General features: G+C 60.0%; 24 protein-coding genes. 14 read left to right on the top strand and 10 right to left on the bottom strand.

All coding sequences use genetic code 11. The features are described from left to right. Positions 1-2: 2 nt before the first annotated feature. Genes mreC through RUE5091_RS10970 form a run of 5 tightly spaced genes read left to right on the top strand, consistent with a single transcriptional unit; the run spans position 3 to position 5464 of the window. Positions 3-905 carry a rod shape-determining protein MreC gene (gene mreC / locus RUE5091_RS10990; RefSeq protein ID WP_058281964.1) on the top strand — a complete coding sequence of 301 codons (903 nt, stop codon included), beginning with the start codon at positions 3-5 and terminating at the stop codon, positions 903-905. Next, positions 898-1434 carry a rod shape-determining protein MreD gene (locus RUE5091_RS10985; protein ID WP_082643621.1) on the top strand — a complete coding sequence of 179 codons (537 nt, stop codon included), beginning with the start codon at positions 898-900 and terminating at the stop codon, positions 1432-1434. The genes mreC and RUE5091_RS10985 overlap by 8 nt, the downstream gene beginning before the upstream one ends. Continuing rightward, complete coding sequence (mrdA, locus tag RUE5091_RS10980; protein ID WP_058281962.1) at positions 1431-3380, top strand: penicillin-binding protein 2; 1950 nt, start codon at positions 1431-1433, stop codon at positions 3378-3380. The genes RUE5091_RS10985 and mrdA overlap by 4 nt, the downstream gene beginning before the upstream one ends. Next, positions 3377-4516 carry a rod shape-determining protein RodA gene (rodA, locus tag RUE5091_RS10975; RefSeq protein ID WP_058281961.1) on the top strand — a complete coding sequence of 380 codons (1140 nt, stop codon included), beginning with the start codon at positions 3377-3379 and terminating at the stop codon, positions 4514-4516. The genes mrdA and rodA overlap by 4 nt, the downstream gene beginning before the upstream one ends. Before the next feature lie 15 nt (positions 4517-4531). After that, positions 4532-5464: a 2-hydroxyacid dehydrogenase gene (locus RUE5091_RS10970; protein ID WP_058281960.1), complete on the top strand. Its 933-nt coding sequence runs from the start codon at positions 4532-4534 to the stop codon at positions 5462-5464. Here the strand turns inward: RUE5091_RS10970 and RUE5091_RS10965 are convergent. After that, positions 5461-7476 (bottom strand): M3 family metallopeptidase, encoded by a 2016-nt coding sequence (locus RUE5091_RS10965; protein WP_058281959.1) that lies wholly within the window; start codon positions 7474-7476, stop codon positions 5461-5463. The two genes, RUE5091_RS10970 and RUE5091_RS10965, sit on opposite strands and share 4 nt — an antisense overlap. A gap of 133 nt (positions 7477-7609) precedes the next feature. Here RUE5091_RS10965 and RUE5091_RS10960 point away from each other — a divergent pair, with 133 nt between their 5' ends. Continuing rightward, positions 7610-8821 carry a trans-sulfuration enzyme family protein gene (locus RUE5091_RS10960; RefSeq protein WP_058281958.1) on the top strand — a complete coding sequence of 404 codons (1212 nt, stop codon included), beginning with the start codon at positions 7610-7612 and terminating at the stop codon, positions 8819-8821. A gap of 81 nt (positions 8822-8902) precedes the next feature. On the opposite strand, the gene RUE5091_RS10955 is transcribed toward RUE5091_RS10960, so the two are convergent. The 5 genes from RUE5091_RS10955 to RUE5091_RS10935 form a co-directional block, all read right to left on the bottom strand. Next, positions 8903-9952: a HesA/MoeB/ThiF family protein gene (locus tag RUE5091_RS10955; protein ID WP_058281957.1), complete on the bottom strand. Its 1050-nt coding sequence runs from the start codon at positions 9950-9952 to the stop codon at positions 8903-8905. Beyond that, the gene (dut, locus tag RUE5091_RS10950; RefSeq protein WP_058281956.1) at positions 9952-10407 is read right to left on the bottom strand and encodes a dUTP diphosphatase; all 456 of its coding nucleotides are present in this window, start codon (positions 10405-10407) and stop codon (positions 9952-9954) included. The genes RUE5091_RS10955 and dut overlap by 1 nt, the downstream gene beginning before the upstream one ends. Positions 10408-10422: 15 nt before the next feature. Then, positions 10423-11619, bottom strand: a complete 1197-nt coding sequence (gene coaBC / locus RUE5091_RS10945; RefSeq protein ID WP_058281955.1) for a bifunctional phosphopantothenoylcysteine decarboxylase/phosphopantothenate--cysteine ligase CoaBC — start codon at positions 11617-11619, stop codon at positions 10423-10425. Positions 11620-11682: 63 nt separating this feature from the next. After that, on the bottom strand, positions 11683-12498 hold the full coding sequence (locus RUE5091_RS10940; protein WP_058281954.1) for a ChaN family lipoprotein: 816 nt from the start codon (positions 12496-12498) through the stop codon (positions 11683-11685). Continuing rightward, positions 12495-13373, bottom strand: coding sequence for an RNA polymerase factor sigma-32 (locus tag RUE5091_RS10935; RefSeq protein ID WP_058281953.1), 879 nt, complete (start codon positions 13371-13373; stop codon positions 12495-12497). The genes RUE5091_RS10940 and RUE5091_RS10935 overlap by 4 nt, the downstream gene beginning before the upstream one ends. A 100-nt stretch (positions 13374-13473) precedes the next feature. Here RUE5091_RS10935 and cobU point away from each other — a divergent pair, with 100 nt between their 5' ends. Genes cobU through RUE5091_RS10915 form a run of 4 tightly spaced genes read left to right on the top strand, consistent with a single transcriptional unit; the run spans position 13474 to position 17073 of the window. Beyond that, a complete protein-coding gene (gene cobU / locus RUE5091_RS10930) occupies positions 13474-13995 on the top strand; it encodes a bifunctional adenosylcobinamide kinase/adenosylcobinamide-phosphate guanylyltransferase (RefSeq protein WP_058281952.1) in 522 nt (173 codons plus the stop codon). Further along, the gene (locus RUE5091_RS10925; RefSeq protein ID WP_058281951.1) at positions 13992-14570 is read left to right on the top strand and encodes a histidine phosphatase family protein; all 579 of its coding nucleotides are present in this window, start codon (positions 13992-13994) and stop codon (positions 14568-14570) included. The genes cobU and RUE5091_RS10925 overlap by 4 nt, the downstream gene beginning before the upstream one ends. 58 nt (positions 14571-14628) lie before the next feature. Beyond that, complete coding sequence (locus tag RUE5091_RS10920) at positions 14629-15513, top strand: glutathione S-transferase (RefSeq protein WP_058281950.1); 885 nt, start codon at positions 14629-14631, stop codon at positions 15511-15513. 45 nt (positions 15514-15558) lie between these two features. Then, a complete protein-coding gene (locus RUE5091_RS10915; RefSeq protein ID WP_058281949.1) occupies positions 15559-17073 on the top strand; it encodes a YifB family Mg chelatase-like AAA ATPase in 1515 nt (504 codons plus the stop codon). Here RUE5091_RS10915 and gshB read toward each other — a convergent pair. The 3 genes from gshB to rsmI all read right to left on the bottom strand — a co-directional run bounded on the left by gshB (position 17070) and on the right by rsmI (position 19294). Then, positions 17070-18002 carry a glutathione synthase gene (gshB, locus tag RUE5091_RS10910; RefSeq protein ID WP_058281948.1) on the bottom strand — a complete coding sequence of 311 codons (933 nt, stop codon included), beginning with the start codon at positions 18000-18002 and terminating at the stop codon, positions 17070-17072. The two genes, RUE5091_RS10915 and gshB, sit on opposite strands and share 4 nt — an antisense overlap. 61 nt (positions 18003-18063) lie before the next feature. Further along, positions 18064-18435, bottom strand: a complete 372-nt coding sequence (locus RUE5091_RS10905; RefSeq protein WP_058281947.1) for a YraN family protein — start codon at positions 18433-18435, stop codon at positions 18064-18066. Position 18436: 1 nt separating this feature from the next. Beyond that, complete coding sequence (gene rsmI, locus RUE5091_RS10900) at positions 18437-19294, bottom strand: 16S rRNA (cytidine(1402)-2'-O)-methyltransferase (RefSeq protein WP_058281946.1); 858 nt, start codon at positions 19292-19294, stop codon at positions 18437-18439. Positions 19295-19382: 88 nt separating this feature from the next. Here rsmI and RUE5091_RS10895 point away from each other — a divergent pair, with 88 nt between their 5' ends. The 3 genes from RUE5091_RS10895 to murJ are packed head-to-tail and all read left to right on the top strand — an operon-like array spanning position 19383 to position 24872. Further along, positions 19383-20555 (top strand): penicillin-binding protein activator, encoded by a 1173-nt coding sequence (locus tag RUE5091_RS10895; RefSeq protein WP_058281945.1) that lies wholly within the window; start codon positions 19383-19385, stop codon positions 20553-20555. Then, on the top strand, positions 20515-23334 hold the full coding sequence (locus tag RUE5091_RS10890; protein WP_058281944.1) for a [protein-PII] uridylyltransferase: 2820 nt from the start codon (positions 20515-20517) through the stop codon (positions 23332-23334). Before RUE5091_RS10895 ends, RUE5091_RS10890 begins: the two co-directional genes overlap by 41 nt. Continuing rightward, complete coding sequence (gene murJ / locus RUE5091_RS10885) at positions 23331-24872, top strand: murein biosynthesis integral membrane protein MurJ (protein ID WP_058281943.1); 1542 nt, start codon at positions 23331-23333, stop codon at positions 24870-24872. The genes RUE5091_RS10890 and murJ overlap by 4 nt, the downstream gene beginning before the upstream one ends. Here murJ and RUE5091_RS10880 read toward each other — a convergent pair whose 3' ends face one another. Then, positions 24873-25559, bottom strand: coding sequence for a rhomboid family intramembrane serine protease (locus tag RUE5091_RS10880; protein WP_058281942.1), 687 nt, complete (start codon positions 25557-25559; stop codon positions 24873-24875). It abuts the gene before it with no gap. An 86-nt stretch (positions 25560-25645) separates the two neighbouring features. Here RUE5091_RS10880 and trpS point away from each other — a divergent pair, with 86 nt between their 5' ends. Then, positions 25646-26674: a tryptophan--tRNA ligase gene (trpS, locus tag RUE5091_RS10875; RefSeq protein ID WP_058281941.1), complete on the top strand. Its 1029-nt coding sequence runs from the start codon at positions 25646-25648 to the stop codon at positions 26672-26674. The last annotated feature ends 43 nt before the right edge of the window (positions 26675-26717 follow it).

The following is a 26717-nucleotide window of genomic DNA, read 5'->3' as shown; positions in this document are numbered from 1 at the left end:
CTGTGGCAAAGGACCGATCACAGCGCGACGAATACACCACCCCCCTCCGCCGTCTGCTGTTGGGGATTGTGGTGCTGTGCCTGCTGGCAATCTTTCTGGTCTGGCGGATCGACAGCCCACGCGTGGAACGGTTCCGCGCGCAGGTCGTGGACCGGGTGGTGCCCTCGATGGAATGGGCCATGGTTCCCGTCACCGCCGTGGTCAATCTGGCACGCGATTTCCAAAGCTACCAGCGCCTGAGCGAACAGAACCAGGAACTGCGCAGCGAACTGCGCCTGATGCGCGCCTGGAAAGAGGCGGCGCTGCAGCTGGAACAGGAAAACGCCCGGCTGCTAGATCTGAACAACGTGCGCCTTGATCCGCGTCTGACTTATATCACTGGGGTGGTGATGGCCGACAGCGGGTCCCCGTTCCGGCAGTCGGTTCTGCTGAATGTGGGCGAACGGGACGGCATCACCGATGGCTGGGCAACGATGGACGGGATCGGTGTGGTCGGGCGTATTTCCGGCGTGGGGCCGGATACGGCGCGGGTGATCCTGATGACCGATGCCTCCAGCGCGATTCCAGCCACGATCCAGCCCTCGGGCCAGACCGCCCTGATCACCGGCGACAACACCTCCGCTCCAGCGGTCGAGTTTTTGGAGAACCGGGAGCTGGTCCGACCCGGCGACCGGGTCGTAACCTCAGGTGATGGCGGCGTGTTTCCCGGCGGTTTGCTGATCGGTCAGATCACTGCCGATCCCGGCGGCCGCTTGCGGGTGCGTCTGTCGGCGGATTTCGAACGGCTCGAATTTTTGCGGGTGCTGCGCTATCAGTCGGCGCCTCAGATTCGCGATCCGGGTGATATCGTCGGCCCGCGAAACCCCGAAACCGCCCTGACCCCGTCGGAGGTCGGTGATGGATAGCGCCACCTCCCAGCTTTGGTCCAAGCGCGGGCTGTATCTGTTTCTGGCCGCCCTTGTGCTGTTTCTACATCTGTTGCCACTGGACACGCAGCCGGACCGCTGGCCTTTTCCGGACATGCTGATTGCACTGACCTTTGCCTGGGTGCTGCGACGGCCCGAGTATGTGCCGACCCTGCTGATCGCCTTTGTCATGCTGATGGCCGATCTGTTGCTGCAACGCCCACCCGGCCTGCTGGCGGCGCTGGTGGTGTTGGGCGCGGCCTACCTGCACTCGGCCGCGTTTGGTATGCGGGATTCGGGATTTGTCAGCGAATGGACGACCGTCGCGGTGGTAATCACGGTTGTTTTCATGCTGAACCGCATCATTCTTGCTATTGTATCTGTACAACAAGCGGCATTGGGGCCCGTGGTGATACAATTGGTTCTGACAATTGCGGTTTATCCCCTGATCGTTCTGCTTAGCCAGAACGCCCTTGGGGTGCGGCGTGCATCCGTGGCCAATACCAATGCAATAGGGGCAAGGGGATGAAACAGCGCAAACCCAAGCCACAAGGCCTTGCCTATAAACGCCTTCCCCGCAGGGCCTTGATTCTGGGCGGGTTGCAGGCGGTCTTTATTGGGGGGCTTGCCGCCCGAATGCGCTATATGCAGGTTGATCAGGCCGATGAATACCGCCTGCTGGCCGAGGAAAACCGGATCAACATTCGCCTGATCCCGCCGACTCGCGGCCGGATTTACGACCGGAACGGAGAGATCATCGGCCAGAACTCGCCCTCATACCGCATCGTCATGGTGCGCGAAGATGCAGGCGACGTCGATCAGGTTATCGCCAAGCTTTCAGAGCTGATCCCCCTTACAACGGATGAGATTGAACGCGCCAAGACTGAAATGCGCCGCTCGGCCCCGTTCCTGCCGGTCACGCTGGCCGATCAGGTCACGTGGGAGGATATCTCGAAAGTGGCCGTCAACGCACCCGCCCTGCCCGGCGTAATCCCCGAGGTGGGGCAGACCCGGCAGTATCCGCGCTACGAAGATTTCGCCCATGTGGTCGGTTATGTTGGCCCGGTCAGTGATTACGACCTGAGCCAGATCGAAGACCCCGAACCGGTTCTGCGCATCCCGCGGTTCCAGATCGGCAAGGTGGGTTTGGAGGCCAAGCAAGAGATTGCCCTGCGTGGCAAAGCCGGAGCCAAACGGGTCGAGGTCAACGCCACCGGCCGCGTGATGCGCGAACTCGACCGGCAGGAAGGTGAGACTGGGGCAGACCTCCAGCTTTCGGTCGATGCTGATCTACAGCAATACGCGCAAGCACGTCTGGCCGGGGAAAGTGCCGCCGCCGTGGTGATCGATTGCGAGACCGGCGACATTCGCGCCATCAGCTCGGCCCCCAGCTTTGACCCGAACCTGTTTGTGCGCGGCATCTCGGTTGCCGATTACCGGGCGCTGACGCAGGACAATTACCGCCCGCTGGCTAACAAGACGGTGCAGGGCACCTATCCGCCAGGTTCAACCTTTAAAATGATCACCGCCATGGCCGCGCTTGAGGCCGGGGTGATTGGGCCATCGAACACGGTATATTGTCCTGGCCACCTGAAGGTGGGCAGTCGCCGCTTTCACTGCTGGAAACGCGGTGGGCATGGCACGGTTGATCTGGAAACCTCGCTAAAGCGCAGCTGCGACGTTTATTACTATGACGTGGCCTTGCGCACCGGTATCGACAATATCTCGGACATGGCGCGCACCTTCGGGCTGGGCGTCAAGCATGACATTCCGATGTCTGCTGTGGCCGCCGGGCTGGCACCGAACCAAGCCTGGAAGCAGCGCGTGCATGGCGAGGAATGGCTGGTCGGTGACACGGCAAATGCCTCAATCGGTCAGGGTTTCATGCTGGCCTCACCACTGCAACTTGCCGTCATGACGGCTCGTTTCGCAACGGGGCGAGCTGTGAAGCCACGACTGGTGCGGTCGGTAAATGGGATTGAACAGCCATCCGGCGCTGGGGAACCGCTGGCGGTGAACCGCAATAATCTGGAACAAGTGCGTCACGCCATGTTCACGGTCTCGAACAACCGGCGCGGCACCGCCTATCGCAGCCGTATCATCGCGGACGAGTTCCGCATGGCGGGCAAAACCGGCACCAGTCAGGTACGCAACATCACCAAGGCGGAACGCGCCGCCGGTGTAATCCGCAACGAAGACCTGCCATGGGAGCGCCGCGACCACGCACTGTTCGTCAGTTTTGCGCCCTATGACAACCCCAAATACGCCGTGGCCGTTGTGGTGGAACATGGTGGCGGTGGCTCCAAGGCAGCGGCCCCGGTCGCGCGGGACATCATGTTGCAGGCGCTGTACAACGGCACACCGCCGCTTGAGGCCTACCCGGCGGGCGATCGCGACCGCATCAAGGAACAGCAAAAACGGCTTGAGGGCGATCGTCGCCCCAAAGCGCGTCCGTCCGAGAAGGACCGCGCATGAGCTATTTAGAATACGCCGTCAAATCCACGCCATCGGGGTTCCGCAAGTTCCTGTATATGAACTGGCCTCTGACTCTGTTGTTGGTCAGCACGGCAAGCGCCGGTTTTCTGATGCTGTTTTCGGTTGCAGGCGGATCATGGATGCCTTGGGCCGAACCTCAGATGGAACGCTTTGGGCTGGGCTTGACGGCCATGTTCATCATCGCCCTGGTGCCGATCTGGTTCTGGCGCAACATGTCCGTTGTGGCCTATCTGGGATCAATAGTTCTTCTTGTTTTTGTTGAACTTTTTGGAACCATAGGTATGGGTGCTCAGCGCTGGATCGACCTGGGATTCATGCGATTGCAACCGTCCGAGGTTATGAAGGTTGCACTGGTCATGGTTCTGGCCGCTTATTACGATTGGCTGCCCTCGCATAAGACCTCGCGTCCGCTTTGGGTGCTGATCCCAGTGGCCCTGATCCTGATTCCGACATTCATGGTTCTGAAACAGCCCGATCTGGGCACATCAATCCTGCTGTTGGCAGCAGGCGGTGGGCTGATGTTTCTTGCTGGCGTCCATTGGGCCTATTTCGCCGCCGTCATCGCCGCTGTGGTGGGCCTGATTGCCACCGTGTTCAACAGCCGTGGGACCGAATGGCAGTTGCTCAAGGATTACCAATTCCGCCGGATTGACACCTTTCTGGATCCATCGACCGACCCGCTGGGCGCGGGGTATCACATCACCCAGTCCAAGATTGCTCTGGGATCGGGCGGCTGGAACGGGCGTGGGTTCATGCAAGGAACTCAATCGCGCCTGAACTTTTTGCCCGAAAAACATACCGATTTTATTTTCACCACGCTGGCCGAAGAGTTCGGCTTTGTCGGCGGTATCACTCTGCTGACCCTCTATGGCCTGATCCTGGTGTTCTGTCTGGTCACGGCGCTGTCGACCAAAGATCGCTTCTCGTCGCTGGTGACGCTGGGAATCGCGCTGAACTTCTTTCTGTTCTTCGCGGTCAACATGTCGATGGTCATGGGCCTTGCCCCGGTCGTGGGCGTACCGTTGCCGATGGTCAGCTATGGCGGCTCAGCCATGCTGGTTCTGATGGCCGCCTTCGGGATCGTCCAAAGCGCCCATATTCACCGCCCTCGCTGATCTGAAAGGCCCCTCATGCCCGTGAACGTCCTGTTTTCCGCGCGCCCTGCCCTGTGGTCGATCTACGAACCGCTGCTGACCAAAGGTCTGACCGAGGCCGGGTTGGACTTTCGACTTAGCACAGAATGCGAACCGGATCAGGTGGATTACGTCGTTTACGCCCCGAACGGAGGGCTGTTGGATTTCATCCCCTTCACGCGGCTGAAAGCCGTGCTCAGCCTGTGGGCCGGGGTCGAAAAGATCGCGGGCAATGAGACCCTGACCGTACCGCTGGCACGGATGGTGGATCATGGCCTGACGCAGGGCATGACCGAATGGGTGGTGGGCCACGTGCTGCGCTATCACCTTGGCATGGATCGGCATATCACCGTGCAGGACGGTATCTGGGCTCCTGACCCGCCCCCTCTGGCCACCGGGCGTCAGGTCTGCATTCTCGGCCTTGGCGAGTTGGGTGAAGCGGCGGCGCGCGCATTGGCAGCTTTGAATTTCGACGTCACCGGTTGGAGCCGTACAGCCAAGGATATTCCCGGCATTACCTGTCTGCACGGGCCGGACGGGCTGGGTACCGCTCTGTCACAGGCCGAGATCGTGGTTCTGCTGCTGCCCGACACCCCCGCCACCGAGAATATTCTGAACGTCGAAACACTGGCCATGCTGCCCAAGGGAGCCTGCATCATTAACCCCGGACGCGGTCCGCTGATCGACGACGACGCCCTGCTTGCCGCGCTGAACTCAGGTCAGGTCGGCCATGCGACGCTAGACGTATTCCGGGTCGAACCGTTGGCTGCAGATCATCCTTATTGGGCGCATCCGAATGTAACGGTGACCCCACATATCGCCTCGGAAACCCGCCCGGAAACGGCGGCACAGGTGATCTGCGAAAACATCCGCCGAGGCGAGGAAGGAAAGCCCTTCCTGCACCTCGTTGACCGGTCTCTGGGGTATTAGGCCGCGATCAGCCCGCGCCCTTTCAGCAAGGCCTCAACCCCCGGCAGACGCCCGCGGAAAGCAAGGTACAGCTCTTCGGCTTCACGTGAACCGCCGGTGGACAGGATGTTGTCCTCTAACGCTTGGGCGCGTTCCGGATCAAAGGCCCCTCCGGCCTCTTCAAACGCGGCAAAGGCGTCGGCATCCATGACCTCGGACCACATATAACTGTAATAGCCCGAGCTATAACCGTCGCCCGCAAAGACATGTGCGAAATGCGGGGTAGCGTGGCGCATCCCGATGGCCTGCGGCATACCGATCTTAGACAGAACCTCAGCCTGTTTCGCCATCGGATCTGCCGGGGCCGCGCCATCGTGGAACGCCAGATCGACCAGCGCCGAGGCAACATATTCCACCGTCTGAAACCCCTGGTCGAAATTGGCGGCCTTGAGCACTTTCTCAAGCATCTCCTGCGGCATCGCTTCGCCGGTTTCGGCGTGGGTGGCAAACTCGGCCAGAACCTCGGGCACTTCCAACCAGTGTTCGTAAAGCTGGCTGGGCAGTTCCACAAAGTCCCGCGCGACACTGGTGCCCGAGATGCTTTCATAGGTCACGTCGGACAGCATCTGATGCAGCGCGTGACCGAATTCATGGAACAGAGTCCGGGCATCGTCATACGACAGCAACGCAGGATCGCCCTTGGCAAAGTTACAGACATTGATCACGACCGGAGCCTGCACCTTGGGGAACTTGGCCTGTGACCGCATCGCACTGCACCACGCCCCCGACCTTTTAGATCCTCGCGCGAAGTAATCGCCGATGAACACAGCGAAGTGCTGCCCGTTACGCGTGACCTCCCACGCGCGGCAATCGGGATGATAAAGCGGCACGTCCAGCGGTGCAAATTCCAACCCGAACAGACGATTGGCGCAGGCAAAGGCAGCCTCGATCATCCTGTCCAATTGCAGATAGGGCTTCAATGTTGCCTCATCTAGGTCATGCTCGGCCTTGCGGCGTTTCTCGGCATAGTAGCGCCAATCCCATGCTTCCAGGGGGCCGTTGACGCCGTCCTCCTGCATCATCTGTGTCAGGATTTCAGCATCCGCATCGGCCCGCGATTTGGCGGGTGCCCAAACCTGCATCAACAGGTCGCGCACCTTGTCCGGTGTGCGGGCCATTTCGGTTTCCAGTTTGAAGTCAGCAAAGCTGTCATAGCCCAGCAATTTGGCGCGTTCCTCACGCAATTGCAGAGTTTCTGCTGCAATTTCGCAGTTGTCAGTTTCGCCCCCATTGGCTCCGCGCGCCGTCCAGGCCCGATAAGCCTTTTCCCGCAGGTCGCGACGGGGTGAGAATTGCAGGAACGGCACAATCAGCGAGCGTGACAAGGTCACGACCGGACCCCCTGCCCCTTTTTCCTGTCCTGCGGCGCGGGCAGTATCCACGACGAACTCTGGCAGGCCCTCCAGATCGTCCTCGGACAGGTCCATGTACCAATCGCGCTCATCGGCCAGAATATTCTGGGTAAAGGACGTTCCCAACGAGGCCAGCCGGGCCTTGATGTCTTGCATCCGGGCGTCCTGATCACCTTCCAGCGCGGCACCTGCGCGAACAAAACCGCGATGGGTCAGCATCAGCACGCGGGCCTGTTCGTCGGTCAGACCCAGTTCATTTCGACGCGCCCACAGTTCGGCCACCCGCTGAAACAGCGCCTTGTTCGAGGAAATGCCCGAGAAATGTGCTGCCAGCTTGGGTGAAAAGTCGCGCTGCAATTCTTCCCGCGCCGGGTTGCTGTCGGCACCCGCGACGGTGAAGAATACGGATAGAACCTTGTCCAACTGCTCGCCCGCAGCCTCAAGCGCTTCGATCGTGTTGGCAAAGGTAGGCGTATCTGGGTTGCCAGCAATCGCGTCAATCTGAGTGTTGTGGACCCGCATGGCCTGATCCAGCGCGGGTGAAAAATCGTCATCCGAAATTGCGTTGAAGGGGGCAATTTCAAAGGGCGTGGTCCAGTCGGACAGGATCGGGTTGGTCATACAGCTCTCCTTTGCTGGTCAAGCTAGGGAGGCAGGTTGGAATGGTCCAGAGTTGGCGCGTCAATTTCTGTCACTATTCTTCTTGCTCAATCCATGCGCCGCACGCAGGGTCGTCAGCAAAGGGAGACAGGACATGAGCAAACCCAACCGACCCGCCGGAATCATGACAACAGCCATACATGCGGGCGATCCTCCGGATGCCTCGACCAATGCGTCGGCACCACCGATCCACATGAGCTCAACCTATGTGACCGAAGACCTTGCTGGATTTTCCGCTCATGATCTGACCCCAGACAGCCCTTATGTCTATTCCCGCTGGGCCAATCCGACTGTGGCAGGGTTGGAAGCCAAAATTGCCGCGTTGCAAGGAACCGAGGCCTGCCTGGCCACCGCATCCGGAATGGCGGCTGCATCGGCGATCTTTTTCACATTTCTTTCAGCGGGTGATCACCTGATCGTGTCGGATGTGTCCTATGCCGGCGTTGCTGAACTGGCGCGTGAAACCCTTCCCCGAATGGGGGTTGATGTATCGGCGGTCAACATGTCTGATTTGGCAGCCGTGGCGGCGGCGATCCGACCCAATACAAGGCTGATCCACACGGAAACCCCGGTCAATCCGATCAACCGCCTGACTGACTTGGCCGAGGTTTCCAGGCTGGCCAAACAGGCAGGCGCACTGCTGAGCTGCGATGCAACTTTTGCCTCACCTTTGGGAATGGACACGGCGGCGCTGGGTGTCGACCTGACCATGCACTCGATCACGAAATACATTGGCGGGCACGGGGATGCGATCGGTGGCGCAGTGGCAGGATCAACTGAATTGGTGGCAAGAATGCGCGCCGAGGCCGCTATCCATCATGGCGCGATACTATCGCCGTTCAACGCCTGGCTGATTGCACGCGGCGCTTCGACCCTGCCGCTGCGTATGAAAGCGCATGAGGCCGGGGCATCAGCAATTGCCGAATGGCTTGAAGCTGACTCACGGGTGAGCCGGGTGATATACCCGGGACTTGCCTCGCACCCTCAGTCTGACTTGGCCCAACGACAAATGTCGAACATGTCCGGGATGATTTCTTTTCAGGTCGGCAGTGCTGCGGACGGAGAGAGCATTGCCCGGCTGATGATCGAAAGACTGAACGTCATTCACTATGCAGTATCGCTGGGACATCATCGCAGCCTGATCTTCTGGATGGGAACGGATGGGTTGATGGAAACGTCGTTCCGCTTGCAGGGTGCGCAGCTTGAGGACTATCGCCACTATGCAGGTGATGGGATATTCAGGTTGTCCGTTGGATTGGAAGATGCCGAAGACCTTATAGCCGATCTGGACGGTGCGTTGGGTTAGAGGCTCCCGCCCCCGCGGTGCGCATCAAAGATGCACCCTGGCGGGGTTGGGCCGGGCCACGCATGCGCGCGGCGGGTGCGCTTAATGTTGGGACGACGCGCAAATTGGGCAGTCAGTGCGGCGTGACAAGGTGATCTTGCGGCTTTCACCGTAGAGCGCGTCATAGATCAGCATCTCGCCCTGCAGAGCCTGCCCAGCGCCGGTAATCACCTTGATCGCCTCAACCGCCATCATCGAACCCACCACGCCCGGCAGCGGGCCGATCACACCAGCCTCGGCGCAGGACGGGGCCAGACCGGGGGCCGGAGCTTCGGGGAAAATACATTGATAGCAGGGTGCGCCCTTGGCCGGGTCAAAGACGCTGAGTTGGCCTTCCCATTGTGACAGCGCGCCCGAGATCAGCGGCTTGCCCAGCGCCACAGCCGTGCGGTTGGCCAGATAGCGGGTGTCGAAATTATCGGTGCCATCTAGGACAAGGTCGAAATCGGCAAACAGGTCTGCGGCGATCTCTTCCGTCAGACGGCGGTGATAGGGCAGGACGACCACATTGGGGTTTTGCGCCTGCATTGCCTGTTGCGCCGAAAACACCTTGGGCATGCCGATGTCCGCATCGCGGTGGATGACCTGCCGTTGTAGGTTGGCGTTTTCGACCTCGTCATCGTCGATTACGCCAATAGTCCCGACCCCGGCGGCAGCCAGGTATTGCAGCGCGGGTGCCCCAAGTCCGCCAGCGCCGATGACCAGAACCCGCGCCTGTTTCATCTTTTTCTGCCCGGGCCCGCCCAATTCACGCAGGACGATGTGGCGAGCATAGCGTTCAAGCTCGGTCTCGGTGAATTGGTCGGATGGCATCGTGGGCTCCTGAGCTGAGACTGGCGCGGCGCGATTTCGCAACGCTTTCAACACGCGTCCGTAAACCAGTACCAGCAGCACAGTACCCGCCAGTATCAGCCACATCGCCGCAGAGCCGCCAGTTGCCTGTCGCAAAGGGTGCCCATCAGGCAAAACCAGTTGCGCCGTAATCACACCCAGAAGCAGCACCGCAACCGAAGTCATGCGCGCCGTGCGGGAAACCCCGGCCAGATAGCCAATGCCCCACAGGCCGGCCGCAAGAATCCCGACCAGAAGCATCAGCCGCGCCCGGTCGAGCCGAAGCCACCCGCCCCACGTGCCGTATCGCTGAGCGTATCGGCCGCTTCAAACGCGGCTTGTACAACTGGGGCCACGACAAGTTGCGCTATGCGTTCGCCATGGGTGATTTCGAACACCTCCTGACCCGCATTCAGGACGATCACTCCTAGCGGACCGCGATAATCGCTGTCGATCGTACCGGGCGCATTGGGCAGAGTGATCCCGTGTTTCAGAGCCAGACCCGAGCGCGGGCGCACCTGAACTTCAAACCCCTGCGGAATTTCGATCCGCAAACCTGTAGGCACCAGCGCGCGCTGACCCGGTTCAAGTGTGATTGACGCGCCCCCGGGCAGGTTTGCCCGCACATCCGCGCCAGCAGCCCCGGTGGTTTCATAAGACGGCAAGGGAACTGACGGGTCAGCGCCCTCTTCGCGGATCACACGAATTGCAACCATCACTGTTCCTCTTGTCTAGCTGGTCAACGCGTCGGCGATCCTGGCCGCCAGACGCTCGGCCACTGCATCTTTGCCCATGCGAGGCCATTCTTCGGCGCCCGAGTCCGAGATCAGGATCACCGCATTCTCGGACCCGCCCATGATCCCGGTTGCCGGGCTGACATCATTGGCCACGATCCAGTCGCACCCTTTGCGACCCCGTTTTGCGGTGGCATGTTCGACCACATTGTCCGTCTCGGCGGCAAACCCGACAACCAGCGCAGGGCGTCCGGTCTCCATATGCGATACGCGTTTAAGGATGTCCGGGTTTTCGGCAAACTCCAGTGCTGGCATCCCATCGCGGCTTTTCTTCAGCTTTTTGTCCGACGCTCTGGCGACCCGCCAATCCGCGACGGCCGCCGCGAACACGCCCGCATCCACTGGCAGCGCGGCATCCACGGCGTCCGACATTTGCTGCGCGGTTTCAACCTTCACGACCTGCATCCCTAGGGGCGGCGGAACATCCGCCGGGCCGGTGACAAAGATCACCTCGGCACCCAGCGCAGCCAGCGCCCGGGCCACTGCCGTGCCCTGCGCCCCGGACGAGCGGTTGGCGATGTAACGCACCGGGTCAATCGGTTCATGAGTCGGCCCCGAGGTCACCAGCACACGCCTGCCGCTGAGCGGGCCTTGACCCAGTTCAACCTCAATAGCAGCGACAATCTCCAAAGGTTCGGACATGCGACCGGGGCCATATTCACCGCAAGCCATATCACCCTCGTTCGGGCCGACAAAACGGACGCCGTCGGCCTGCAACTGATTCAGATTACGCTGGGTCGCCGGATGGTCCCACATCCGCACATTCATCGCCGGGGCACACAGAACCGGCGTGTCGGTGGCCATCAACAGGGTCGAGGCCAGATCGTTCGCCAGCCCAGTCGCCATCTTTCCCATCAAATCCGCCGTCGCGGGAGCCACAACGATCAGATCCGCCGAGCGCGACAGTTGGATATGCCCCATCTCGGCCTCATCCGTCAGGTCAAACAGATCGCGATAGGCTTTCTCACCAGTCAGAGCCGCCACGGACAGGGGCGTTACGAATTCCTCGGCCGCGCGGGTCAGCACCGGCGTCACCGCGGCACCGCGTTCCCGTAAACGCCGGATCAGGTCCAGCGACTTATAGGCCGCGATCCCGCCGCCGATAATCAGCAGAATGCGTTTCGATGCCAGCATAATGAGCCCTTCCTGTCCCGGTCGGCCCCGACATTAGGCAAGGGGGCCTGACAGTTCCAGCGGTTAATTCTGCTTTTGAAACGCCCGACATGGGTCTTCGCGTTCCATACTGGGGCTGTCGATCACCGCGTCGAAGGTGCCGTCCACCACGCCATCCTCGGATTGGCCAAGCACAAAGACTTTCAGACCCGGGTGCAGTCGGGACAGAAAGGTAGGAATGCCCCGATCCTTGCGGGCATGGCCATTCCCGGTGATTACCGCAACCGGACCACCGGTTTCGTCCTTAGCGCGCAGGATGGCGCGGGTCAGAACCGCATCGCGCAGGCGCTGAATGGCCACCAGCTGCGGCAAGGTACTTTCGGGGATCGCATCGCAATGGGCGGCCAGTTGATCCGCTTCGCGCGCGGTCTGTTCGTCGGCCGGTAAAGGCACGGTCAGGCCGTAACGCGCTGCATCCGCGCCCAACGCAGTGGCCGCGCCTCGCTCCATCGCAGCACGGGCAGCGGCTCGCGGAACCATAGCCCCATAGACGGGCGCGTCTGATGCCTGAAACACCGGGTAATACATGCTGAGCGGCGGCCATCCGGATTCGAGCCAGTCCAGAATGCGCGCAAGCTCTTCGGGGTCGGATACGGCCTTGTCTGCAAGGCGTTGCGCGCCTTCCTCGGTCACCATCTCCCACACGACGGCCGAGGGTTTGATGGCCTTCAAGGCCTCGGCCTGAATGACATGGTGCTGCGGGTTGTCATGGATTTCGCCCAAGATTACTACATCTGCCGAGGTCATCGCGGCCAAAACATCATCGGAGATCACATCATCGGCATGGCCAGGCTTGACCATAACCACTAGTGCACAAACAAGAATCGCAAGCTGTCTCATGCGATGAAGTGTTGCACCTCGCGCGACTGGGCTTCAAGGTTCTTGCGCATTTTCACAAAAGCCGCGGCCTCAAGCTGACGCACGCGTTCCTTGGACAAGCCAAGCTCCTGCCCCAGGCTTTCCAATGTCCGACAAGGATCGCGCAGCTTGCGTTCGCGCACGATAAAGCGTTCACGGTCGTTCAACGATTGCATCGCCGTCACCAACCATTCGCGCAGTTGTTCGGTATCGTGGCTGTTTTCGACCGTCTCGGCGGCTTGCGCACGTTCATCTTCCAGCGCGTCGATCCATTCCCGACCGTCTTCATCCGCGGATTGCACAGCGTTCAGCGAAAAATCAGACCCCGAAAGACGCCCCTCCATCATCTCGACATCACGCAGGGGCACACCAATTTCGGCTGCAATCATCTGATGCAATTGATGACGATCAAGATCCATCCCTTCTGTCGCCGCTTCTCGCTCCAACCGTGCCTGAACCCGACGCATGTTAAAAAACAGCGATTTCTGGGATGAGGTCGACCCGGTTCGCACCATCGACCAGTTGCGCATCACGTAGTCCTGAATGCTCGCCTTGATCCACCATACCGCATAGGTCGAAAAACGCACGCCACGGTCGGGGTCGAATTTGTCGGCGGCTTTCATAAGACCCAACCCGGCCTCTTGAATCAGGTCATTCATCGGCGCGCCGTATCGTTTGAACTTGGCCGCCATCGAAATCGCCAGCCGCATATAGGCTGTGATCAGCCGATGCAGTGCTTGTTCGTCACGGTCGTCACGCCACGCATAAGCCAGCTTTAATTCAGTTTCTGCGTCCAGCAATTCGGCTTTCATCGCCTGCCGGGACATCGAAAAATCGGTTCCATTATCCAGTGCCATGGAAATCTCCCCTTTTCACAGGCGCGGGCCGGACTTGCCTTACGGACCTAGGGTCGATACGCAGAACAAAACCGGGTGGATCACCAGAAAGGTAATTATAGTGTATCCGGATGTAACCTTTGTGTTGGGCGGTGCGGCCTCTGGCAAATCAGCTTTCGCCGAGCAACTTGTTGTTTCATCAGGTAAAAGTCGCGTTTATCTCGCCACATCACAAGTGTTTGATGATGAGATGCGCGACAAGATTCAGCGCCATATCACGCAACGCGGCGCAGGTTGGAAGACAGTTGAGGCCCCCTTCGATCTTGGCCCGGTCCTGTCCGATCTGACCCCCAATCATGTCTGCCTGATCGACTGCGCTACCATGTGGCTGACCAATCATTTATTGGCCGAAAACGATCTGGAACAGGCGCAGACCGCGCTGATGCAGGCCCTGCGAACCTGCTGCGCTCCAATTGTTATCGTCTCGAACGAGGTCGGCCATGGTATCGTCCCGGACAACGCTTTGTCCCGCCGGTTCCGCGAGGCTCAGGGACGGCTGAACATCGCGCTGGCTTCACAGGCTGATCTCGCCGTGCAGGTCACCGCGGGGCTTCCGTTGGTGCTGAAAGGGCAATTGCCATGACGCGGCTTCATCTTGTCCGCCACGGGCCGACCCATGCGAAGACCATCGTTGGCTGGTCCGACGTGCCTGCGGACCTCGGCGATCACGCCGCTATCGCACGGTTGCACGACCACCTGCCGGCCAAGGCATTGGTGGTATCGTCCGACTTGTTGCGTGCTGCCGATACGGCATCGGCTATTCAGGGCAAACGCCGACGCCTGCCGCATCACAGCGACCTACGCGAGATTCATTTCGGCGCATGGGAAATGCGCAACTTCAAAGAGATCGAGGCCGAGGACCCCGATCTGGCCTTTGCTTATTGGGACAACCCCGGCGATGTGCGCCCGCCCCAGGGTGAAAGCTGGAACGAGGTTCGTGCCCGTGTCGATGCCGTGGTCGACCAGTTTGTTGCTGATCACACAGGCCAAGACCTGATCATCGTGGCCCATTTCGGCGTGATCCTGACTCAGGTGCAGCGCGCCCTTGACGTTGACGCGCAAGAGGCGTTCAGCCATCGCATCGACAACCTCTCGGTCACTGACATCACCCATCACGGAGGGCATTGGTCGGTGGGGCGGATCAATCACTGTCCGTGATAACACCCCGCACAAATCACTGATTTACTGAAGGACCGCGCCGCGTCATCGTAATGGCATGACTTATGATTTGTTTATCGGAGACCGCCTGTTTTCCAGCTGGTCCATGCGCGGATGGCTGATGCTGGAAATGTTTGGCCTACCCTATCGAAGCAAAATGATTGGCCTTTATTCCGGCACCATGACCGAGGATATGAAACCGCTGACCCCAGCGCGCCTTGTGCCTGCCTTGCGCCTGCCGGATGGCACTGTGGTGGGTGAAAGCCTCGCCATGGCTGAGACATTGGCCGAACGGCACCCTGAGGCCGGGATGTGGCCCGAGGATCCCGCCGCCCGCGCAACGGCCCGATGGCTGTGCGCCGAAATGACGGCCGGGTTTACAGCTTTGCGTGGAGAATGCCCGATGCAGCTGTTGCATTGCTGGCATGGATTTAACCCATCGCCTGAAACGCTGGCCGATCTAAACCGGATCGAAACCCTCTGGGCCCATGCTCGCACTATATCCGGAGCAGAAACCGGGCCGCTTTTCGGCAGCTATTCTCTGGCGGATGTGTTTTACACGCCCGTCGCTGCACGCATCACCGGTTACGGTTTGCCGGTGTCTAAAGGCAACCGAGGCTATTGTTTGGAATTGCTGTCCGATCACGCGGTCCGGCAATGGCGCGCCATGGGGTTGACCGTGTCCTATGATCCGTTTCCTTACACATTGGACCTGCCGTCACAGCCATGGCCCATCGGCGCGCAAATCGATGCACGGTCAGTTGAAAACGGGCCATCGATCAACGACACCTGCCCCTTTTCCGGCAAAGCGGTCACTCATTTTCTGGAACTGGATGACCAATGCTGGGGGTTCTGCAACCAGTTCTGCCGCGACCAAACAGTCGCGGACCCCGGTGCCTGGCCAAAATTCTTAGCAATGACTGGCGCCGTTAACCATTCTTAAACCGTGACCATGGCAGCAACGACTTGTTAACCAAACAGGTCGTACATGGTCTCCCGTTCTCATACCGTTGCTTTCCAAGGGGTCGACGCCCGCCCGGTCGAGGTGCAATGCGCCGTCTCGCCGGGTCTGCCCGCCTTTTCCATCGTCGGCCTGCCCGACAAGGCCGTGTCCGAGGCCCGCGATCGCGTCCGCAGTGCGCTGAGTTCGATGGCCATCGCGTTGCCGTCGAAACGGATCACCATCAACCTGTCCCCTGCCGACCTGCCCAAAGAAGGTAGCCATTTCGACCTGCCCATCGCCGTCGCATTGCTGTCTGCATTGGAAATCATCCCTGCGGATGCGGCCGAAGGAGCCGTTTCGTTGGGTGAGCTATCGCTGGACGGCTCCCTGGTTCCGGTTGTCGGGGCACTACCCGCCGCCATGACCGCCGCCGCCGAGGATCGTACGTTGCTGTGCCCGCGTGCCTCCAGCGCCGAAGCCGCATGGGTCGATGCCACGCAGGTAATCGGCGCTGGTTCTCTGGGCGACGTCGTGCGCCATTTCTCAGGCCAGTCACCCCTGCCCGCAGCCCAACCCGGTGAAGTGAACTTGGTGCCCAGTACCCGTGATCTGCGCGATGTAAAAGGGCAGGAACGGGCCAAGCGCGCGTTAGAGATTGCCGCAGCAGGCCGCCACCATCTGATCATGATTGGTACTCCCGGGTCGGGAAAATCCATGCTGGCCGCGCGCCTGCCCGGTGTTCTGCCGCCGCTGACCCCGACTGAGGCGCTGGAAACGTCGATGATCCAATCCCTGTGCGGGCTGCTGGACGAAGGCGGCATCAGCCGCAGCCGCCCGTTTCGTGAGCCGCATCATACCGCCTCGATGGCGGCAATCGTCGGGGGCGGAAAAGGGGCCAAACCGGGCGAGATATCTCTGGCCCATAACGGTGTTCTGTTCATGGACGAATTTCCCGAATTCCCGCGTACCGTGCTGGAAACCTTGCGCCAACCCATTGAGACCGGCGAAGTCATGGTTGCCCGCGCAAATGCCCATGTGAAATACCCGTGCCGGTTCATGCTGGTGGCCGCAGCCAACCCCTGCAAATGTGGATACCTGACCGATCCCGCCCGCGCCTGTTCACGTGCGCCCGTCTGCGGAGAGGATTATCTTGGCCGGATATCAGGCCCGCTGATGGATCGGTTCGATCTGCGGATCGAGGTGCCTCCGGTCGGGTTCACCGATCTGGACCTGCCACCATCCGGCGACGGTTCGGCCACCGTTGCGGCACGTGTCGACCAGGCCCGTGCCATTCAGGCCAAGCGGTTCCGGGACATACCCGCAACTCGCCAGAACGCCGACGTTGAAGGTTCGGTGCTGGAAGAGATTGCCGCGCCGGACGCCGAAGGCAAAGAGTTGCTGTTGAAAGCGGCGGAACAGTTTGGCCTGTCAGCGCGCGCCTTTCACCGCATTCTGCGGGTGGCGCGCACAATCGCCGATCTGGAGGGCGCACCGAACGTCCGCCGCCCGCATGTAGCCGAGGCGCTGAGCTTTCGCATCAGCGCCAAGGTCGCATCTTAAAGTTTGGCTTCAATCGCCTGCCAGATCTTTTCGGCGATGTTCACACCATCGAACCGCTCCAGTTCCTGAATACCCGTGGGCGAGGTCACGTTGATTTCGGTCAGATAGTCCCCGATCACGTCGATCCCTACGAAAATCTGGCCTTTTTCTTTCAACAACGGGCCAATCGCCGCGCAAATCTCCTGATCGCGCTCGGACAGGCCGATCTTTTCGGGCCGTCCCCCCACATGCATGTTCGACCGCGTCTCACCTTTTGCCGGAACCCGGTTGATCGCTCCTACGGCTTCACCATCCACAAGGATCACACGTTTGTCGCCATTGCTGACATCGGGCAGGAATTTCTGCACGATCAACGGCTCGCGCGAGAAACCGGTAAACAGCTCGTGCAACGAGGTCAGGTTGCGATCATTCGCATCCAGCCGGAACACACCCGCGCCACCGTTGCCAAAAAGCGGTTTTAGAATGACATCGCCGTGCTTTTCTTTGAACGCCTTGATGGTCTGCAAATCGCGCGCAATCGTTGTCGGCGGGGTCAGGTCGGGGAAATCCAGAACCAGCAACTTTTCGGGATAGTTCCGTACCCAGAATGGATCATTGACCACCAACACCTGCCCTTTCAGGCGATCCAACAGATGAGTCGACGTGATGTAATGCATATCGAACGGAGGGTCCTGACGCAGCCAGATCACATCGAACTCGGCCAGATCAACCTCGCGTTCCGGGCCCAGTTCCGCCGGATTGCCGGCCACACGCTGCACCGTCATGTCGTGTCCGCGCGCGGTGATCCGCCCTTCCTGATAGGCCAACTGGTCCGGGCTGTAGAAAAACAGCGTATGCCCGCGCGCCTGTGCTTCTTCGGCCAGACGGAAGGAACTGTCTGCGTTGATATCCACGGCCCCGATCGGGTCCATCTGAAAGGCGATTTTCATGGCGTGTCCCTCAGTTTCTCGCCAGATACATGGCCCAGCGCGCCCGAGGGTTCAATGGGTGTCAGCCCTGACCAAACGCGTTTTCGATGATTTGTACAGCGCCCGTGGCATCCACCAGCGCCGCATCAAACCTGACATTTGTCAGTTGCCCATATGGTTCCGTGTCTAGATATTGCGCTGCCGAGGCGAAAATCCGGTTAATCTGCCGCTGGCTGATCCGCGCTGCGGCCATGTCGAAACTGGTGCTTTTCTTGACCTCGATGAACACAAGCCCATCGTCATTCCTGGCAATCAGATCAATCTCACCACCCGCACCGCGCCAGCGATGATGCGCGATTGTAAAACCTCGGCGCTCATAGTCGGCGGCGACCTGCAACTCGGCGGCCTGTCCGGCGTGATAGGAAACCGAACTTCGGACAGATCGCGCGGTCATGTCATCTCTTTCCCAGTTTCAGCGCCTTCTGATAAATCGGACGGCGTGGCAGTTTGTACATCTGCGACACCAAATCCGCCGCATCACGCACCGAATGCGTTTCCAGGGCGCGCGTCAAAGCCTCTTCTATGTCGGATTCGTTAATGGTTTCCGAATGCCCACGGTCGACCAGCAATACAATTTCACCTTTGACCGTCTGCCCTTGCAGGGCCGCAGCCAGTTCCCCCAATGATCCGCGGCGAACCTCTTCAAATTTTTTGGTCAATTCGCGGCACATCGCAGCTTGACGGTCTTCACCCAACACCTCGGCCAAATCCGACAGGCAGGCCGCCACGCGCTTGGGTGACTCGTAGAAAACCAGCGTACCGGGCACATCCCGCAACGCCTCGATCCGCGCCCTGCGCGCGCCGGTCGCGTTGGGCAGGAATCCCGAAAAAAAGAACGCGTCTGTCGGCAACCCTGCCAGCGTCAGCGCCATCAGCGCCGCCGACGGCCCCGGCGCGCAGGTTACCATATGCCCGGCCTCGGCGGCCTGCCGTCCCAGATCATAACCCGGATCAGCGATCAGCGGCATTCCGGCCTCGGACGCGTAAGCAACCGACTTCCCTTCGGCCAGCGCATCCAGAATTTTCCCGCGTGCCCCGGCACCACTGTGGTCGTGATAGGCCAGAATGCGACGGCCTTCGAGCGGGACTCCGTGGATCTCCATCAACCGGCGCAGGCTGCGCGTGTCCTCGGCGGCGATCACATCTGCCGAAGCCAGCACGTCCAACGCCCTGAGCGTGATATCGCGCGCCGCCCCGATCGGAGTGGCAACAAAATACAGGCCAGCGCCCAATCTGACTTTTTGGAAATTCAAAGCTGGACCCTCACAGCGTGACGTTTATTATCGCGACCCAATAGATTGGCGGCATCTCAAGCCGCCGGGACAGGGAGTTTTCATTCAGATGTTTACCGTTTGCAAGCCCGTTCGCAAACTGGCGCGCACCGCCGCCGTACTGGCAACCGCCGCATTTCTGGCCGCCTGTGACGTCGGCACCATCGGCGGAGGACCGTCGATCAACACCTCCGACCCCGTGCCTGTTGCCCTGCTGGTCCCTGCAGGATCAGGGCAAGCCGGTGATGAAGCGTTGGCACGCAGTCTGGAAAACGCAGCGCGACTGGCCATGTCGGATTTGCAGAATGTTCAGATTGACCTGCGCGTCTATGACACACGGGGCAGTTCGAGTACTGCGGCGGCCGTTGCGCAGCAGGCAGTAGCAGATGGAGCGAAGATCATACTTGGTCCGGTCTATGCGCAGGCAGCGAATTCTGCAGGCATTGCGGCACTGAGCAGCAACGTCAACGTATTGTCCTTCTCGAACAACACCAGCATTGCCGGCGGCAACGTATTCGTGCTTGGGCCAACGTTCGACAATACGGCTAACCGTCTTGTCAGTTTTGCCGGATCTCAAGGCAAATCGAACATGGTCATCGTACACAGCAACGATGCTGCAGGGCAGTTGGGTCAAACAGCCATTGCCAACGCGCTTGCCAGCAGCCGCGTGAACAATGCGGGATCGGTGGGATATGACCGTTCGCAGCAGGGCGTCATCAACTCGGTCCCATCCGTCAAAGCGACAGTAGATGCGTCTGGTGCGGATTCCTTGTTTCTCACGTCAACTACAGCTGGTGCACTGCCGCTTTTCACACAGCTGCTGCCGGAAGCAGGCGTGTCTCCGGCAAACACTCAGTTTATTGGCCTGACACGCTGGGACATCCCACCGCAAACACTGGACCTGCCCGGCGTACAAGGTGGCTGGTTTGCGCTGCCGGACCCGTCGAAGGCACAAGCCTATAGGCAGCGGTATAACAATACCTACGGCGAGGCCCCGCACCCGATCAGCGGGTTGGCCTATGACGGTATCGCCGCAATCGCGGCACTTGTCAGCCAGGGCAAATCCAACGCGCTGACCGCTTCGGCGCTGACGCAAAACGCTGGTTTCCAGGGCGTTGGCGGTATCTTCCGCCTGCGGCCGAACGGTACGAATGAACGCGGTCTGGCAGTCGCCACGATCCAGAATAAACAGGTAGTAGTGATTGACCCTGCCCCACAAAGCTTCTCAGGCGCCGGTTTCTGAACAGACGGGTTTGACGCTCACCCCCAGGGGTGAGCTAATCTGTCCGGCTGAAGAAATTTTCGACAGCGCCGCCGTCATGGCACAGTTGTCGGAGGCCTTTGACGGAACCACAGACAATGCAGCACGGCGCAATGAAACCGTGCGCATTCTGCGTGACGCCCAGAAAGCAGGGCGTCAGGCCATTGCCGATGCCTTTGCCAAACGCCCCTTTGATGCGCGGCCGTTGACCCATTCTTACACATATCTGACCGACGGTTTGGTCTGCACGGCGATGAAGGTTTCAAGCGAGGATCTGCACCCTCTGGCCACACCGACGCAGGGGGAACGGATCGCTGTGCTGGCGGTGGGCGGCTATGGGCGCGGGGAAATGGCACCATCATCCGATGTCGATCTGCTGTTCCTGACCCCCTACAAGATCACCGCCTGGGCCGAGAGCGTGATCGAGTCCATGCTGTATATTCTGTGGGATCTGCGGCTGAAGGTTGGCCATGCGTCCCGCACGATCAGGGATTGTCTGCGCCTGGGGGCCGAGGATTTCACCATCCGCACTTCCATGCTGGAGCATCGTTTTCTGGCGGGGGACAGCCAGCTTGCGGCCGAGCTGGACAACCGCCTGAAGGCTGAACTGTTCAAAGGCAGCGAACGAGAGTTTATCGAAGCCAAGCTTCAGGAACGCGACGAGCGGCACCAAAAACAGGGTGAACGCTATATGGTCGAGCCCAATGTCAAAGAAGGCAAAGGCGGACTGCGCGATCTGCAATCGCTGTACTGGATCGCGAAATATATCTATGGCGTTCAAGACGTGGCCGAACTGGTGCCGCTGGGCCTGTTCACGCCCGAGGAATTTAAAACCTTCGTAAAGGCCGAAGATTTCCTGTGGGCGGTGCGTTCGCATCTGCATCTGATTACCAAACGCCCGACCGAGCAACTGACCTTTGACCTTCAGGTCGAGGTGGCCGACCGGATGGGCTATGAAGATCGGGCCGGACGCCGCGCGGTCGAGGTGTTCATGCAGCGCTATTTCCGCGAAGCCACATACGTGGGTGAGCTGACGCGCATCTTTCTGACCAAACTGGAAGCCTCACATATGAAGGGTGAGGCCCTGCTTGAACGCATCTTCCGTCGCCGACCACGGGTCAAGGCGGGCTACAAGGTGGTACATGGCCGTCTGGACGTGGCCGACACCGACGTATTTCTTGCCGACAAGCTGAACCTGCTGCGCCTGTTCGAAGAAGGCCTGCGCACCGGCATGCTGATCCACCCGGATGCGATGCGACTGGTGACGGCAAACCTGAACCTGATCGACGAAGATATGCGCGAGAACCGCGAGGCGCAGCGCATCTTTCTTGATCTGATGCTGAAACACGGCAACCCCGAACGCGCCCTGCGGCGGATGAACGAATTGGGGGTGCTGTCCGCCTTTCTGCCCGAGTTCGAGCACATCGTGGCGATGATGCAATTCAACATGTATCACAGCTACACCGTGGACGAACACACCATCCAATGCATCATCAACCTTGCGCAGATCGAACGGGGCGAATTGATTGAACCGCTGCCGCTGGTGTCGTCCATTTTGAAGGTCGGTGTGAACCGCAAGGTACTGTATGTCGCGTTGTTGCTGCATGACATCGCCAAGGGAAGACCCGAGGATCACTCGATCCTCGGCGCGCAGATCGCGCGCAAGGTTGCGCCCCGGCTGGGCCTGAACAAGGCGGATTCGGAAACCGTGGAATGGCTGGTGCGATATCATCTGCTGATGTCGGACATGGCGCAAAAGCGCGACATCTCGGACCCGCGCACGGTACGCGATTTCGCCAAGGCTGTGAAAACGGTCAAGCGTCTGGATCTGCTGACGGTCTTGACGGTCTGCGACATTCGCGGTGTTGGGCCGAACACGTGGAACAACTGGAAAGCCACTCTGCTGCGCGCCCTGCACGCCGAAACCAAACGCGCCCTTGAGACCGGAATGGAGGACCTCAACCGCGCCAATCGGGGGACCGAGGCTAAAAAGGCCCTTCGCAACGCGTTGTCGGATTGGTCCAAGGCGGACCTCAAGATCGAAACCGGGCGGCATTACCCGCCTTATTGGCAAGGTCTGAACCTGCCCACCCAAATAGAATTTGCCGAGATGCTGCGGATGCTGGAACACAGTGGCGACGCGGGTGGGATGGAAATCCGCCTGCATCCGGACGAAGACCGCGACGCCACGCGCGCCTGTTTCGCCATGGGTGACCACCCCGGTATCTTTGCGCGTATCGCCGGTGCGCTGGCTTTGGTCGGTGCAAACGTGGTGGATGCCCGCAGCTACACCACAAAGGACGGCTATGTGACCGACGCCTTCTGGATTCAGGACGCCGAGGGCCACCCGTTTGAGGCCAGCCGCCTGCCGCGCCTGAATCAGATGATCCAAAAGACACTCAAGGGCGAGGTGGTGGCCCGCGATGCGTTGAAATCGCGCGACAAGATCAAGAAACGCGAACGCGCCTTTAACGTGCCGACCCATATCACCTTCGACAATGACGGATCCGAGATTTACACGATCATCGAGGTTGACACCCGCGACCGCCCCGGTCTGCTGTTTGACCTGACCCGGACGCTGGCCGCCGCCAATGTCTATATCGCCAACGCGGTCATCGCGACCTATGGCGAGCAGGTGGTGGATACTTTCTACGTCAAAGACATGTTCGGGTTGAAATACCATTCGGAAAGCAAGCAGCGCACGCTTGAAACCAAACTGCGCAAAGCCATCACCGAAGGCGCCGAGCGCGCGGTCTCATGAAGCAAATCCGTTTGTTTTCGGGCCTGTTCACGGTCGGGTTCTGGACGCTGGCCAGCCGGATTCTGGGTTTTTTGCGGGAAATCCTGCTGACCGCCTATATCGGGCCGGGGCCAGTGATGGACGCCTTCGTCGCCGCCTTCCGTCTGCCCAACATGTTCCGTCGCTTCTTTGCCGAAGGCGCATTCAACGCAGCCTTTGTGCCGATGTTTTCAAAACGGCTGGAAGGCGAGGAAAACGCCGAAGGGTTCGCGCAGGACGCCTTTAACCTGCTGGCCGTAGCAGTGCTGGCACTGGTCGGGCTGGCGATGGTGTTCATGCCCGCGCTGGTCTGGATCACCGCCGAGGGGTTTCATGGCGATGAACGGTTCGATCTGGCCGTGGATTATGGCTATGTCGTTTTCCCCTACATCCTTTTCATGTCGCTGGCCGCACTGTTCTCGGGTGTTCTGAACGCCACGGGCCGTTTTGCCGCCGCCGCTGCCGCGCCTGTATTGCTGAACATCTTCGCCTGCACGGCCCTTATCGCCGGGGCTGCGGCGGGGGGCGAAGTGATCCGCTGGCTGATCACAGTCATTCCAGTGGCCGGGATCGCACAACTGGCGCTGGTCTGGGTGGCGACCGAACGCGCAGGCATCCGCATCCGTCCAGGCCTGCCGAAACTCAGCCCCGAGATGCGCCATATGGTGCGTATCGCCGTACCAGCCGCATTGGCCATGGGCGTCACGCAGGTCAATCTGGTGGTGGGGCAATTGGTGGCCTCAAATACCGAAAAAGCGGTCAGCTGGCTGTTTGCGGCGGATCGGCTGTATCAGCTGCCACTGGGCGTGGTGGGCATTGCCGTTGGCATCGTATTGCTGCCTGATCTGTCCCGCCGCCTGCGCGCCGGGGACAAGGATGGCGCCCGCAACGCCTTTTCCCGCGCCGGAGAGTTCACGCTATTGCTGACGATCCCCTCGACCGTGGCCTTTGTGATCCTGCCGAATCCATTGGTTTCGGTCCTGTTTGAACGCGGTCAATTCAGCGCTGAAGACACCGCCGCCACGGCGCTGGCAGTGGCAATCTATGGCATCGGCCTGCCTGCCTTTATGCTGCAAAAGCTGCTGCAGCCGCTCTATTTCGCGCGAGAAGATACGCGATCCCCATTCCGCTATGCCATGGTTGCGATGATTGTGAATGCGGCGCTGGCCTTTGGCTTATTTCCACTGGTGGGATGGATCGCCCCGGCAATTGCGGCATCAGCTGCGGGCTGGGCCATGGTTGGTCTGCTGATCCTCGGCGCGCGACGCATGGGTGAAGAGGCGCGGTTTGACGACCGGTTCAAACACCGGGCATGGCGCATCGTGGCGGCATCGCTGGGAATGGGTGTGGTCCTGTACGCCGCCATTCACCTATTCGGCTGGGCATTCGAACTGTCCGGCTGGCGTTATCTGGCGCTGATCATCCTGATCAAAGTTGCCGCGGCCACCTATTTCTTCCTGGGCCACCTGTTCGGTGCCTTCGAAGTGTCGGAATTCCGCAAAGCCTTGCGCCGGTCGTGATCAATCGCGGCGAATGCGCCGCACGATCCGCGCCCAGCCACCCGGTGCCAACAGGAACGAAAGGCCGAAGCCTGTGGCGAACCCGCCCAGATCAGCCACCCAGTCGGACGTGCCGCCGAACAGCAGGCCGAACACCAGTTGGATTCCCATCAGTGCCGCGATCAAACCAAAGGCACGGTGCTGGTTTTCGCCAACCAATGACAGCTTGCGCCACAGCAGCCACGTGAACGCGCCGATCAGTCCATAGACAGGCGGGAACCCTCCGACCAGCGGATAGTTGGGATCCAGCAGCAAGGCATAGGCCAGTGCTCCGCCCACACCTGACAGCACGAAGATCACCAGCATCTGAAATCCGCCAAAGACCTCGGCCACCATTTTGCCCATGGCCAGCAGGAAGACACAGACGAAAACGGCCTGCGTGAAGCTGCCCGACACGAACGGATAGGTCACGAAACGAATTACATGCTCGAACGGCCAGCGCCCATTCTCGACCATCCAATCGAAGATATCGGGCGAAAACGAATAGTTCTGCAACGCATCCAGTCGCCAGCCCACTGCCGACGGCCCTCCGATCAGCCCGCGTGAGCCCAAGGTAAAGGCCAGTTCCACCCCCATGATGAAAAGCACCAATGCCACCACAACGGGCGGCAAAGGGTTCACGGCGGGTGTATAATTCTCACTGCTCATTGGGCTGGCCTTTCGCGGCGGTTGACGTCCCTTGGCCTCATGGGTAAGCGACGGGGGCTGATTTTTCCAGACGGGAGTTCCCTTCGATGACCGAGACCCAGTTCACACCGCGCGTGTTTTCCGGCATCCAGCCGTCAGGAAACCTGCATCTTGGCAACTATCTGGGTGCGCTCAAGCGGTTTGTGGATATGCAGCAGCCGGATATGGAGACCATCTATTGTATGGTCGATCTGCACGCGATAACCGTCTGGCAAGACCCCAAGGAACTGGCGCATTCGACACGTGAACTGTGTGCGGGCTTTATTGCTGCCGGTCTAGACCCGGATAAATCGATCCTGTTCAACCAAAGCCAAGTGCCTGAGCATGCGCAACTGGCGTGGATCTTCAACTGCGTCGCCCGCATGGGTTGGATGCAGCGGATGACCCAGTGGAAGGACAAGGCCGGTAAGAACCAGCAAAACGCCTCGTTGGGTCTGTTCGCCTATCCGTCGCTGATGGCCGCCGACATCCTGACTTATCACGCAACGCATGTGCCGGTTGGCGATGACCAGAAACAGCATCTGGAACTGACCCGCGACATCGCGACCAAGTTCAACCATGACTATGGCGTCGATTTCTTTCCGATTACAGAGCCGGTAATCGAAGGGGCCGCAACCCGAGTCATGAGCCTGCGCGACGGGTCCAAAAAGATGTCCAAGTCCGACCCGTCGGACATGAGCCGCATCAACATGACCGACGACGCCGACACGATCGCCAAAAAGATTCGCAAGGCCAAGACCGACCCGGATGCCCTGCCATCAGAAGTCGACGGGCTTGAAGACCGCCCGGAGGCACGCAATCTGGTGAACATCTATGCCGCGCTCAACGACCAAACGGTCGAGCAGGTTCTGGCAGAGGTTGGCGGCAAGCAATTCGGTGAATTCAAACCGATGCTGGCCGAACTGGCGGTGGCGAAACTGGCACCGATTTCGTCCGAAATGGCCCGCCTGATGGGTGAACAGGCCGAGATTGACCAGATTCTGGCGAAAGGTGCGGAAAAGGCCCGCGCGATTGCCGCGCCGATCCTGCAGCAGACCTACGAAATTGTGGGTATGGTCGGGTCCAAACAGGGCTGATTGCGCTGGACGTTGCCGTGACGCCTTCCTAGGTTTGCGCAAA

The sequence above is a fragment of the Ruegeria denitrificans genome (genome assembly GCF_001458295.1).
Lineage (GTDB): Bacteria > Pseudomonadota > Alphaproteobacteria > Rhodobacterales > Rhodobacteraceae > Ruegeria > Ruegeria denitrificans.
This window is presented reverse-complemented; position numbering and strand designations above follow the sequence as displayed.